Consider the following 12734-nt stretch of genomic DNA (forward strand, 5'->3'; position numbering starts at 1 on the left):
CTACTTCGCCTCCCCGGCGACCCCGCCCGCGAACGTCTCGGCGGGCCGGAGCTTCTTCTCGTATTCGTCGCGGAAGAAGCGGAGGGTGGACAGCACCGGATTCGGCGCGGACTGGCCGAGCCCGCACAGGCTCGTCTCCTTGACCATGACGCACAGCTCCTCGAGGAGCGCGACGTCGTCGGGGGTGGCCTCTCCCCTCGAGACCCTGTCGAGCAGGCCGTGGATGTGCTTCGTGCCGATGCGGCACGGCACGCACTTGCCGCACGACTCCTCCATGGAGAACTCCATGAAGAACTTCGCGACGTCGACCATGTTCGACTCGGAGTCCATCACGATCAGGCCGCCCGATCCCATGATCGAGCCGACGGCGGCGAGGGACTCGTAGTCCACCGGCAGGTCGAGGTGCTCGGCCGGGATGCATCCCCCCGAAGGACCGCCGGTCTGCGCCGCCTTGAACTCGGCCCCCTCCGGCGGACCGCCCCCGATGTCGTAGACGATCCTGCGGAGCGGGATTCCCATCGGGACCTCGATCAGCCCCGTGTTGCGGATCTTCCCGGCGAGGGCGAAGACCTTCGTCCCCGCGCTCTTGGCGGTCCCGATCGACGCGAACCACGCGCCGCCCCGCGCGAGGATCGGCGCGATGTTGGCGAACGTCTCGACGTTGTTGATGACGGTGGGCATCCCGAACAGGCCCTTCTCGGAGGGGTACGGCGGGCGGGGCTTCGGCCGGCCGCGCCGCCCCTCGATCGAGCGGAGCAGCGCCGTCTCCTCGCCGCAGACGAACGCACCGGCGCCCATCCGGAGGTCGATGCGGAAGCTGAATCCGGAATCGAGGATCCGGTTCCCCAGCACGCCCGCCCGCTCCGCCTGCTTGATCGCGAGCTTGAGCCGCTCGATCGCGAGCGGGTACTCCGCGCGCACGTAGATGTACCCCTGGTTCGCCCCCACCGCGTACCCGGCGATCGCCATCCCCTCGAGGACGCGGTGCGGATCGCCTTCGAGGACGCTGCGGTCCATGAACGCTCCCGGGTCCCCCTCGTCGGCGTTGCAGACGACGTATTTCTGTTCGGAGGTCGCCTTGCGGACGATCGACCACTTGAGCCCCGTCGGATAGCCGGCCCCCCCCCGGCCGCGCAGGCCGCTCTTGCGGATCTCCTCGATGACCTCGGGGGGCGAAAGCTCCGTGATCGCCTTCGCGAGGGCCTCGTAGCCGCCGACCGCGACGTACTCCTCGATCCGCATCGCGTCGATCCGCCCGCAGTCCTCGAGCACGATCTTCGTCTGCTCGGCGAAGAACGGCGCGTCCGTGTCGAGCGCCATCGCCTCGACGGGATTCCCGCCCTTCAGGTGCTCGTCGACGATCCTCTCGGCCGCGGCGGCGTCCACCGACGCGTACAGCGTCTCGTCGGGGGCGACCTTCACGAGCGGCCCCTTGCCGCACAGGCCCATGCACCCCGTCCCGACGACCTCGCAGGACTCGTCGAGCCCCTGGTCGCGGATCGCCTTCTTGAACGCGTCGCGGGTGGCGTTCCCGCCGCAGGAGACGCACCCGGCGGCCGAGCAGTAGAGCACGCGCTTGCCGAAGCCGGCCTGGCGCGCGCGCTCCTTTTCCGCCAGCTCGCGGAGCTCCTCGACGGTCATTTGGCCACCTCCTCCGTCGCCTGCATGAAGGCCCCGACGCGCCTGACGGCTTCGTCGACGGTCAGCTTCGCCGCCACGTCGTCGTCCATCACCGCGACGGGGGCCAGACCGCACGAGCCGATGCAGCGGGCCTGCACCAGGGACACCTTCCCGTCGGGGGTCGTCTGGCCGAACTTGCAGCCGCAGCGGTGCTCGAGCGCCGCCTGGATCTGCGCCGCCCCTTTCACGTAGCAGGCGGTCCCCGTGCACAGGACCACCGTGTGCTCGCCCGCGGGCTTGAGGCGGAAGTAGTTGTAGAAGGTCGCGACGCCGTACACCTGGCTCAGCGGCCGCTTGAGGGCGTGCCCGATGTACACGAGGATGTCGTCCTCGAGATACCCGAAGATCCCCTGCGCCGCGTGCAGGACCTCGATCAGCGCGTTGCCGGAGGCGTGGTGGACGTTGATCGCGCGATCGAGGAGCTTGAAGCGATTGTCGCCGCTGGGGTGGGTCGCCTTCGTGGTGGTGGCCATGGCGGCAAGATAGTGAAAGGAGGGGGCCCTTTCCGTACGGACATGACCTAAGTTCAGCGGCGGAGGTATCGTTCAGCTTCCGTTGACGCTTCCATTACGCTCTTCGCTGGAAACGACCATGAACGCCGCACCGCGCACCACCGCGATCCTCGGTTTCGGCCGGTTCGGCCGCGCCCTGGGCGAGCTGGTCCTCGACTCCGGCGGCACGGTCCGCGCCTTCGACCCGCACGCCGAGGTGCCGCCCTCGATCCGCGCCGCCTCGGTCGCCGGGCTCGTCGCGGGCGCGTCGGAGATCGTTCTCGCGGTTCCCGTCGACGCGATCGCCTCCGCGGCGCGCGAGCTCCGCCCGCACCTGAACCCCGCACATCTGGTCGTCGACGTCGCCAGCGTCAAACACGGCCCCGTGCGCGACCTCACCGAAATCTTCGGCGCCGGGATCCCGTGGGTGGCGACACACCCGCTTTTCGGCCCGAGCTCGATCGCGCTGGGGGAGCGCCCCCTCGTCACCGTCGTCTGCCCGAACGCCCTCCACCCGGACGCCGCCTCCCGCGCCCGGACCTTCTTCACGCGGCTGGGCTGCGAGGTGATCGAGCAGGAGGCGGCGGAGCACGACCGGGTGATGGCGGCGACCCATGCGCTCGCCTTCTTCATCGCGAAGGGGCTGATCGACATCCGCGCGGGTGAGGACGCCGCCTTCGTTCCTCCGTCGTTCCGCGCGATGGCGCGCACGATCGAGTCGGTCCGCTCCGACGCGAGCCACCTCTTCGCGACGATCCAGACCGAGAACCCCTACGCCGCCCAGGCGCGCGCGCGCCTGCTCGCCGCCCTCGAGTCGATCGACCGCGACCTCGCGGCCTCCCCGAGCGCCCCCAACTCGCACGCGTCGCGCCTGGAGATCCCCCCGCTCCCCGAGCGCGCTCCGGACCTGCGCGAGACGCGCGATCTCATCGACGACCTCGACCGCGACCTCGTGCAGCTGCTCGCCCGACGCGCGCAGCTCGCCCGACGCGCCGGCCGCGCGAAGGCCAGCCAGGGGAAACCCGTCGTCGACCCCGACCGCGAGCGCCAGGTCTTCGAGGCCCGCCGCCTTTGGGCCGAAGGGGAAGGCCTCGACGCCGACGGCGTCGCGGAGATCTTCGAGAGCATCGTGCGTTTCTCGCGCGCGACGCAGAAAGAGCCCGAGCGATGATCATCGTCCTGCAGCCCGACCTCGCCGACCCGAACGACGTCGTCTCCCGGATCGAGGAGATCGTCCGTCGCTACCCGAAGATCGCGATCCGCCCCTACCAGTTCGCCGGGGACGCGCACCGATTCACCGAGATCCACGTGATCGGCGAGACGCGCACCGTCCCGACCGAGCCGTTCGAGGACGTCCCGGGGGTGCTCCGGGTCGTGCGCGTCGCCACGCGCTACCGCCTGATCGGCCGCCACGACGCCACGACCCCGACGGCGGAGTTCACCTACAACGGCGTCACCTTCGGCGACCGCGAGGTCCTCGTCTTCGCCGGCCTTTGCGCCGTGGACACCCCGGCGAACGTGGACGCGACGATGGCGGCGCTGAAGGCGCATGGCCTCACGACCACGCGGATGGGCGCCTACAAGCCGCGCACGAGCCCGTACGACTTCCAGGGTCTGGGGAAGGAATGCCTCCCGTGGGTGTTCGAGTCTGCCGGGAAACACGGGATCCGGGTGATCGCGATGGAGGCGACGAACGAGCGCCACATCGAGGAGATCGCCGAGGCGCTCGCCAGGGCCGGAAATCCCACGGGCGTGATGCTCCAGGTCGGCACCCGCAACGCCCAGAACTTCGAGCTCCTCCGCGCGATCGGCCGCCAGCGCACCTTCCCCGTCCTCGTGAAGCGCGGGATGGGGATCACCCTCGAGGAATCGCTCAACGCCTGCGAATACGTGGCGCACGAGGGGAACCCGAACATCGTCTTCTGCCTTCGCGGCGTGAAGACGCACCTGGGGGATCCCCACCGCAACCTCGTGGACTTCGCGCACATCCCGGTCGTGCGCCGCCAGACGCGCCTTCCGGTGTGCATCGACCCGTCGCACAGCGTCGGTCGCCGCGCGACGGCGCCGGACGGCCTCTCCGACATCTTCCACGTCATCGGCCAGGGGGTGATCTCCGGCGCGACGATGATCCTCGTGGACTTCCATCCCCGGCCCGCCGAGGCGCTGTGCGACGGAGGTCAGGCAATGACGCTCGAGGAGCTGCCGAGGTTGATGGAGTACGTGGAGGTGGTGAGGAAGGCGTATCGGGAGGCGGTGGACGGGCGGCCGGGCGAGCCCGGGTAGCATTTCCGCACCGAAACCCCGACGCGTCCCGGCCGCTCCGGCATCGAACTCCGCGGACCCGGAGTGACCGATGCCCGACCTCGCCCCCCTCACCGAGACGATTCTCGAGACCCGCCGTCGCGTCTCCCCGGGACGCAGCGTCCTCGTCGCCCTGACCGGCATCGATGGATCGGGGAAGGGGTACGTCACCAGCCGGCTCGCCCGCCTGCTCGAGGAACAGGGGGTCCGTGTCGCCACCATCGGCATCGACGGCTGGCTGAACCTCCCCCACGTTCGTTTCGACCTCGCGAACCCCGCGGAGCACTTCTACCGGAACGCGATCCGATTCGACGCGATGTTCCGTGATCTCGTCCTTCCCCTGCGCGACCGGCGCTCCCTGCGCGTCGAGGCCGACTTCGCCGAGGAGACCGCGACGGAGTTCCGGAAACACCTCCACGCCTTCGACAACGTCGACGTGGTCCTCCTCGAGGGGATCTTCCTCCTGAAGCGCGAGCTGCGCCGGCACTACGACCTTTCCGTCTGGATCGACTGCACCTTCGAGACCGCGCTCGAGCGCGCGGTGGCGCGGAGGCAGGAGAGGTTGCCGCCGGAAGCGACGGTCGAGGCCTATCGAACGATCTACTTCCCTGCGCAGCAATGCCACCTTCTCAACGACGCGCCCGTGGCCGCGGCGACGTGCATCCTCGAAAACGACGCGCGTCTGGCCTTCATTCGGGGGTAAGCTCCCCGCGTGACCGCCGAGTCCAGGCCCCGTTCGGCGTCCGAGCGCAGGATCTATCTCGTCGCCGCGATCGCGACGGTGACGCTGATCCTGATCGGATTCGCCCGCACCTACTACCTCAAGGGTCTGTACGACGCCCCCTCGCTCACGCCCCTCGTTCACCTGCACGGCTTCGTGATGAGCGTCTGGTTCGGGCTGTTCCTCGTGCAGGTCTTCCTCGTCTCGAAGCGGCGCGTGGATCTCCACCGCAGGCTCGGGATGTTCGGCGCGGTCTGGGCCCCGGTCGTCTTCGTCGTGGCCGTGGCGACGGCGATCACCGCCGCGAGGCTCGGTCACGCGCCCCCCGGCCCGCCGCCGCTGGTCTTCCTGGCGATTCCCCTCGGCGATATGGTGTATTTCGCCGGGATCGTCCCCCTCGCGTTTCACTACCGGAAGCAGCCTGCGATCCACAAGCGGCTGATGCTGCTGGCCTTCGTCGGGCAGCTCCCTGCGGCGATCGCGCGCATCCCGCTCGACGCGATCGCGAACGCGGGGCCCCTGGCCTACTTCGGAATCACGGCCCTGCTCGCCTGCGGGTTCGTCGTGGCGGACACGATCCGTCACCGGCGCCTGCACCCGGCGTTCGGCTGGGGCCTCCTGTTCCTCGTGACGACGCAGGTCGGACGCCTCGCCGTCTCCGGGACCGACGCCTGGATGCGCTTCGCGACGTGGGTGACGCAGTAGGATTCGCCGCGGAGGACCGCCGTGAACCACGCCCTCACCACCGTCATCATCCGCTACCGCACGCTCCCCGACCGTCACGAGGAGGCGATCCGCGAGCTGAGTGCGCTCGTCGCCACGGTCGTCGCGAAGGAGTCCGACTGCAAGGGGATCCGGATCCTGCAGGACGCCTCCGACCCGACGATGCTCCTGCTCGACGAGTTGTGGACGAGCCGGGAGGCCTACCTCGGCCCGCACCTGCAGACGCCGCACCTGCTCGCGTTCAAGGCGAAGGCGGCGCAGTGGTTCGCCGGCCCCCCCGAAATCTCCTTCTGGACCCTGCGCGCGGAACCGGCCTAGGATCCGCCGGGAGGAGGCGTCCATGAAAGCGTACGGCGCGGAGTTCTTCGGAACGTTCTGGCTGGTTCTCGGCGGATGCGGCAGCGCGGTGATCGCGGGGGCGTTCCCCGACGTGGGAATCGGACTGCTGGGAGTCTCCTTCGCCTTCGGGCTGACCGTCCTGACGATGGCCTACGCGATCGGGCACGTCTCGGGGTGCCACCTCAACCCCGCGGTCTCGATCGGCCTCGCCGCCGCGGGACGATTCCCCACCGCGAAACTGGTCCCGTACATCCTCGCGCAGGTCGCCGGGGCGATCGTCGCGGGAGGCGTGCTCTACCTCATCGCCTCGGGGCAAGCCGGCTTCGACGTCGCCAACGGCTTCGCCGCGAACGGGTACGCCGAGCACTCGATCGGCAAGTATTCGCTCGTCGCGGGCCTCGTCTGCGAAATCGTCATGACGATGATGTTCCTGCTGATCATCCTCGGCGCGACCGACAAGCGCGCGCCTCAGGGGTTCGCCCCGATCGCGATCGGCCTCGGCCTGACCCTCATCCACCTCATCAGCATCCCGGTCACGCAGACCTCCGTGAACCCCGCCCGCAGCACCGGCGTGGCGCTGTTCGTCGGCGGGTGGGCGATCCAGCAGCTCTGGCTGTTCTGGGTGGCGCCGATCGCGGGGGCGATCCTCGGCGCGACCGTCTACAAGTCCATCGGCTCGGAGAAGTAGCCTCGCGCATCGTCCCGATCGCACCGGAGCACATCGACGGCTTTCGGGCCGCCGTGGACGCGGTTGCGCGCGAGCGGAAGTTCCTCGCGCTCCTCGAGGCGGCGCCGCCGGAGGTGACGCGGGAGTTCGTCCTCCAGAACATCCGGCTCGGCAACCCGCAGTTCGTCGCGGTGATCGACGACGAAGTCGTCGGCTGGTGCGACGTCCGGATCGGCGCCTGGGAGGTCTTCCGGCACAGCGGCACGCTCGGGATGGGGGTCGTCGCCGGGCACCGCGGGCGGGGCATCGGAGCGGCGCTCCTGCACGCGACCCTCGAAGCCGCGAGGTCGCGTGGTCTCACGCGAATCGAGCTGACGGTGCGGACTGACAACCTCCCCGCGATCCGGCTGTACGAGAACTTCGGGTTCGTCCACGAGGGGACGTTTCGCCGGCACATGGTCGTGGACGGTGAGCCCGTGGACAGCCACGCGATGGCGTTGCTGCTGTAGCGGGCGGAGTCCGCGTGCACGCCCTCGACAGCGAGGGAGAACGAGCCTAGAGTTCGCAGCAGTTGGGGGCAAAGATGAACGTTCCCCCCGCCGGCTCGGCGTCCGCCACGCTGCTCTCCCGCCTGCTCGAGCGGCTCGAGCGAGCCGAAGCCTACGCCCAGATGGGAAGCTGGTCCTACGACGTCACCACCGGCCAGGGGTGGTGGTCCTCCCAGATGTTCCGGTTCTTCGGGCTCCCCCCCGACCCGCGCGCCCCGCAATTCGAGGTTTACCTCGACCGGATCCACCCCGACGACCGCGCCCACGTGCGCGACGCCTTGTTCGCGATGGCGGCGGGGAAGGAACCGGAGGTCCACACCTACCGGACGGACCCCCGTTACGGCCCGGTCCGCTACCTCCAGCCCACCTACCGGGTCCTCCACGAAGCGGACGGCAGGATGCGCGCGTTCGAGGGGACGCTGCTCGACGTCACCGAACGCGCGCGCCTCGAGACGTTGTCCGAAGGGGAGCACCATGCGCTCGAGCTCGTCGCCCGGCAGGCGCCGCTCGGCGAGGTGCTCGCGACGATCTGCCGCCTGATCGAACAGCAGCTCGAGGGAGGCTTGTGCTCCGTCCTGCTTCTCGACCGCGACGGGATCCACATCCGGCACGGCGCGGCGCCTTCGCTTCCTGCGGCCTACAACGAGTCGATCCACGGCCTGGAGATCGGGCCTCAGGCGGGATCCTGCGGCACCGCGATGTACCACAAGCAGCTCGTCGAGGTGCGCGACATCGCCACCGACCCGCGGTGGTCGGCCTACAAGGACATCGCGCTCTCGCACGACCTCCGGGCGTGTTGGTCGAACCCGATCCTCGCGAAGGACGGCGCGGTCCTCGGGAGCTTCGCCGTCTACTACCACGCGCCCAGGCCCGCGACCGCGGCGGAGCTGCGGGTCATCGAGCGGGCCACGCACGTCGCCTCGATCGCCATCGAGCGGGCGCGGGCGGCCGACGAGCACGCGGCGATGCAGCAGCGGCTGCTCCAGGCGCAGAAACTCGAGGCGGTCGGCCGGCTCGCCGGAGGGGTCGCCCACGACTTCAACAACATCCTCGGCGTGATCCTCGGCTACGCGGAGGTGGAGCTGCGCGGGAAGGCCCCATCCGATCCCGGATACGCCTCCCTCCACGAGATCCGCAACGCGGCGCTGCGCGCGGCCGATCTGACCCTGCAGCTGCTGGCGTTCTCGCGCCGCCAGACGGTGAACCCGAGGATCGTCGACGTGAACGCCGCGATCGGCCGGTGCCGCAACCTGTTGCAGCGCCTGGTCGGCGAGGAGGTCGAGATCCGCTTCGTCGCGGGCGAGGAGGTCGGAGCGGTCCGCATCGACCCGATCCAGCTCGACCAGATCCTGACGAACCTCGCGGTGAACGCCCGGGACGCCATCGCGGGGACGGGGACGATCACCTTCCGGTCCGCGCGGGTCGATGCGGGCGGGGACGGCTGGGTCCGGATCACGTGTACGGACACCGGGAAGGGGATCGCACCGGAGCAGCTCGAACACGTGTTCGAGCCGTTCTTCACGACGAAGGAGGTCGGCAAGGGGACCGGGCTCGGGCTCGCCACGGTCTACGGAATCGTCGAGCAGAACGGAGGCACCGTCCGGGTCGAGAGCACCCCCGCGGAGGGGACGACGTTCACGATCCACCTGCCCCGCGTCGCCGCCGCGCCGGCGGAGCTCGCCGCGTCCCCGGTCGCGGTCCCGGGAGGCTCCGAGACGATCCTCGTCGCCGAGGACGACCCCGCGATCCTCGAGTTGTGTCGGGAGATGCTCCAGGCGGAGGGATACCGGGTGCTGCCCGCCTCGTCCCCCACGCTCGCCCTGGAGATCGCCCGCACCCACCCCGATCCGATCGACCTCCTGTTGACCGACGTCGTGATGCCGACGCTGAACGGGCGGGATCTCCAGGAGCGGGTCGCCGAGCTCCGTCCCGGGATCGCGACGCTGTTCATGTCCGGGTACAGCGCGGACGTCCTGACCGCGCGGGGGGTGCTCGCCGCCGGGGTGAAGCTCCTCCCCAAGCCGTTCTCGCTCGGCGAGCTGCTGCGGCAGGTCCGGCGGGCGCTCGACGGCGGGCGGGACGACGGCGCCCCGGTGCGCTAGATTCCCCGCTCGATGGAAGGCCCGCTGGCCCTCGACGCGTCCCACGGCATCCTCCGCGGCCACCCCACGCCGCTGGGGGCGACGGTCCGGCCCGGGGGCGTGAACTTCTCGGTCTTCTCCCGCCACGCGACCGACGTCCACCTCGTGATCTGCTCCCCGTGGAGCTTCGAGCCGATCGCCGAGTTCCGGCTGGATCCGCGGCGGAATCGCACCGGGGACATCTGGCACGCGTTCGTCCCGGGCGCCCGCGCCGGAACGATCTACGGCTGGCGGGTGGACGGGCCGTCGGGAGGACCGCTGCACCGCTTCGACGGCCGCACCGTCCTGATCGACCCTTTCGCCCGGGCGCTGACCGGCGCGGAAACCTGGGGACGCCGGCATCCCGACGAGCCGGCGGGGATCCGTCCGCGACGATCGGTCGTCGTGGACGACGAGTTCGACTGGGGGGACGACCACCCCCTCAACATCCACCTCGCCGACTCGCTGATCTACGAGATGCACGTCCGCGGCTTCACCCGCCACGAGAGCGCCGGGGTCGAGCACCCCGGGACCTTCCAGGCGGTGATCGACAAGATCCCCTACCTCAAGGAGCTCGGGGTCACCGCCGTCGAGTTGATGCCGGTCGCCGAGTTCGAGGAGCTCGACAACGACCGGCGCAACCCGATCACCGGAGAGCCCCTGCTGAAGTACTGGGGGTACGACCCGATCGGCTTCTTCGCGCCCAAGGCCTCGTACGCGACGAGGCCCGAGCCGGCGCTCGCGGTCCGCGAGTTCAAGCACCTCGTGAAGGCGCTCCATGCCGCGGGGATCGAGGTCCTCCTCGACGTGGTGTTCAACCACACCGCGGAGGGGAACGAGCTCGGACCGGTGCTCTCCCTCCGGGGATTCGAGAACAGCGCGTACTACATCATCGACCGGCGCACCGGCGGGTACATGAACTACTCCGGGTGCGGGAACACCGTCAACGCGAACCATCCCGCGGTGCGCACGATGATCCTCGAGGCGCTGCGCTACTGGGTCACCGAGATGCACGTCGACGGCTTCCGGTTCGACCTCGCGTCGATCCTCGGCCGGGGACAGGACGGATCGCCGCTGTCGAACCCTCCGCTGATCGAGCGGATCGCCGGCGACCCGGTGCTCGCGAACACGAAGCTCATCGCGGAGGCTTGGGACGCGGCGGGGCTCTACCAGGTCGGCACCTTCCCGAACTGGGGACGCTGGGCGGAGTGGAACGGCAAGTTCCGCGACGACCTGCGGCGCTTCGTGCGCGGCGACGCCGGCCTGGTCGGCGCGATCGCAACGCGCCTTTCGGGGAGCTCCGACCTCTACAGCGACGACGGCCGGGCGCCGTATCACAGCGTCAACTTCGTCACGAGCCACGACGGCTTCACGCTGCGCGACCTCGTCTCGTATTCGCGCAGATACAACGACGCCAACGGCGAGGAGGGGCGCGACGGCACGCCCGACGACTTCCCGTGGAACTGCGGCCACGAGGGGGACGGCGCCCCGCGCGAGGTCGAGGCCCTTCGCGCGCGCCAGCAGCGCAACCTCGCCGCGCTGATGCTCCTTTCCCAGGGGGTCCCGATGATCCTCGCCGGGGACGAGATGGGGCGCACGCAGGGCGGGAACAACAACGCCTACTGCCAGGACAACGCGGTCTCCTGGCTCGACTGGCGCCTGCTCGAGCGCAACCGGGGCCTCTTCCGGTTCTTCAAGGTGCTGATCCGGTATCGCCACGCGCACCCGATCCTCCGGCGCCGGACCTTCTTCGACCCGCCCCCCGCCTCGGCGGGGGAGATCGGCTGGCACGGTCCGAAGCTCCACCGCCCGGACTGGTCGTCCGACAGCCGCGTCGTCTCGATGCACCTGCTCGGCGGGCGGCACGACCACGACCTGCTGGTGATCGCCAACATGCAGGAGCAGCGGCAGCGCTTCGAGCTCCCGACCCCTTCGGCCGGCAAGCGCTGGCACCGGTTCGTGGACACCTCGCTCCCCTCGCCCCTCGACGCGGCGGAGGACGAGGCGATGACGTTCCTCGGCAACGTCCGGAATTACGAGGTGAGCCCGCGCACCGTCGTCGTCCTCGTCGGGAGGTGACCGTGAACGCAGCGGATACGGCCTTCGTCCTGGCCGCCACCGGCCTCGTCCTGCTCATGACCCCGGCGCTCGCGCTCTTCTACGGCGGGCTCGTCCGTTCCAAGAACGCCCTCAACACGATGATGATGTCGTTCGCCGCGTTCGGGGCGGCCGGGATCGCGTGGGCGCTCGCCGGGTACTCCTTGGCGTTCGCGCCGGGGAACGCGTTCGTCGGCGGTCTCGATCACCTCTTCCTTCGGGGTGTGGACCTGCAGCCGAAGGGAACGATCCCCCACCTGCTCTTCATGGCGTACCAGGGGACCTTCGCGGTCATCACCGCGGCGCTCGTCTCCGGCGCCATCGTCGAGCGGATGCGTTTCTCCGCCTATCTGGCCTTCATCGGGCTCTGGACCCTCGTCGTCTACGCCCCGGTCGCCCACTGGGTCTGGGGCGGCGGCTGGCTCGGCACCCTCGGCGCGCTCGACTTCGCGGGCGGGACGGTCGTCCACGTGAACGCGGGGGTCGCGGCGCTCGTCGCGGCGCTCCTGCTCGGCCCGCGCAAGGACTACGGGCGCCTCGCGGTGCTCCCCCACAACGTGCCGCTCGTGCTGCTCGGCGCGGGCCTGCTGTGGTTCGGTTGGCTCGGCTTCAACGGCGGCTCCGCCCTCGCGGCGAACGAAGGAGCGGTGCTCGCGGCGGTGAACACCGTGCTGGCGCCGATGGCGACGGTCCTCGTGTGGATGATCCTGGACCAGATCCGGACCAAGCACATGACCGCCGTCGGCGCGGCGACCGGGATCGTCGTCGGCCTCGTCGCGATCACTCCCGCCGCGGGATTCGTGAGCCCTCAGGCGGCGTTGCTCCTCGGCGCCGTCGCCGCCCTTCCGAGCTACTACGGGATCCAGTACCGGGCCCGGACACGCCTCGACGACTCGCTCGACGTCACCCCGGCGCACGGCCTGGGCGGCCTCGTCGGGGCCCTCCTGACCGGCGTCTTCGCGACGAAGGCCTGGACCGGCTCCGAGGGGATCTTCTCCGGGAGCCTGAAACAGGTCGGGATCCAGGCCGCCGGCGTGCTCGCGACGA

The 12734-nt window shown here is 70.1% G+C and carries 12 protein-coding genes; 10 read left to right on the forward strand and 2 right to left on the reverse strand.

Features of this window, described 5'->3' with window-relative positions; translation table 11 throughout:
• Together VF139_01860 and VF139_01865 are read right to left on the reverse strand one after the other, a co-directional pair.
• A complete protein-coding gene (locus VF139_01860) occupies positions 1–1641 on the reverse strand; it encodes a NuoF family protein (protein ID HEX6850123.1) in 1641 nt (546 codons plus the stop codon).
• Complete coding sequence (locus VF139_01865; protein HEX6850124.1) at positions 1638–2153, reverse strand: NAD(P)H-dependent oxidoreductase subunit E; 516 nt, start codon at positions 2151–2153, stop codon at positions 1638–1640. The genes VF139_01860 and VF139_01865 overlap by 4 nt, the downstream gene beginning before the upstream one ends.
• A 118-nt stretch (positions 2154–2271) precedes the next feature.
• Between VF139_01865 and VF139_01870 the strand changes: the two genes are divergently transcribed.
• From VF139_01870 to VF139_01915, 10 genes are all read left to right on the forward strand, one after another.
• Complete coding sequence (locus VF139_01870; GenBank protein ID HEX6850125.1) at positions 2272–3342, forward strand: prephenate dehydrogenase/arogenate dehydrogenase family protein; 1071 nt, start codon at positions 2272–2274, stop codon at positions 3340–3342.
• The gene (locus tag VF139_01875) at positions 3339–4454 is read left to right on the forward strand and encodes a hypothetical protein (GenBank protein HEX6850126.1); all 1116 of its coding nucleotides are present in this window, start codon (positions 3339–3341) and stop codon (positions 4452–4454) included. Before VF139_01870 ends, VF139_01875 begins: the two co-directional genes overlap by 4 nt.
• A gap of 70 nt (positions 4455–4524) precedes the next feature.
• Complete coding sequence (locus tag VF139_01880) at positions 4525–5175, forward strand: hypothetical protein (protein HEX6850127.1); 651 nt, start codon at positions 4525–4527, stop codon at positions 5173–5175.
• Between the two features lie 9 nt (positions 5176–5184).
• A complete protein-coding gene (locus tag VF139_01885; GenBank protein ID HEX6850128.1) occupies positions 5185–5898 on the forward strand; it encodes a hypothetical protein in 714 nt (237 codons plus the stop codon).
• Positions 5899–5919: 21 nt separating this feature from the next.
• The gene (locus VF139_01890; protein HEX6850129.1) at positions 5920–6234 is read left to right on the forward strand and encodes an antibiotic biosynthesis monooxygenase; all 315 of its coding nucleotides are present in this window, start codon (positions 5920–5922) and stop codon (positions 6232–6234) included.
• A 22-nt stretch (positions 6235–6256) separates the two neighbouring features.
• Positions 6257–6943, forward strand: a complete 687-nt coding sequence (gene aqpZ, locus VF139_01895) for an aquaporin Z (protein HEX6850130.1) — start codon at positions 6257–6259, stop codon at positions 6941–6943.
• On the forward strand, positions 6847–7431 hold the full coding sequence (locus tag VF139_01900; GenBank protein ID HEX6850131.1) for a GNAT family N-acetyltransferase: 585 nt from the start codon (positions 6847–6849) through the stop codon (positions 7429–7431). The genes aqpZ and VF139_01900 overlap by 97 nt, the downstream gene beginning before the upstream one ends.
• A gap of 74 nt (positions 7432–7505) precedes the next feature.
• Entirely contained in the window at positions 7506–9572 is a 2067-nt protein-coding gene (locus tag VF139_01905; GenBank protein ID HEX6850132.1) for an ATP-binding protein, read from the forward strand.
• Between the two features lie 12 nt (positions 9573–9584).
• Positions 9585–11669, forward strand: a complete 2085-nt coding sequence (gene glgX, locus VF139_01910) for a glycogen debranching protein GlgX (protein HEX6850133.1) — start codon at positions 9585–9587, stop codon at positions 11667–11669.
• 2 nt (positions 11670–11671) lie between these two features.
• Positions 11672–12734: ammonium transporter (locus VF139_01915; GenBank protein ID HEX6850134.1), on the forward strand; the 1063-nt coding region annotated here is incomplete at its 3' end.

It is taken from the genome of Candidatus Polarisedimenticolaceae bacterium (assembly GCA_036376135.1).
In the GTDB taxonomy this organism is placed as follows: domain Bacteria; phylum Acidobacteriota; class Polarisedimenticolia; order Polarisedimenticolales; family DASRJG01; genus DASVAW01.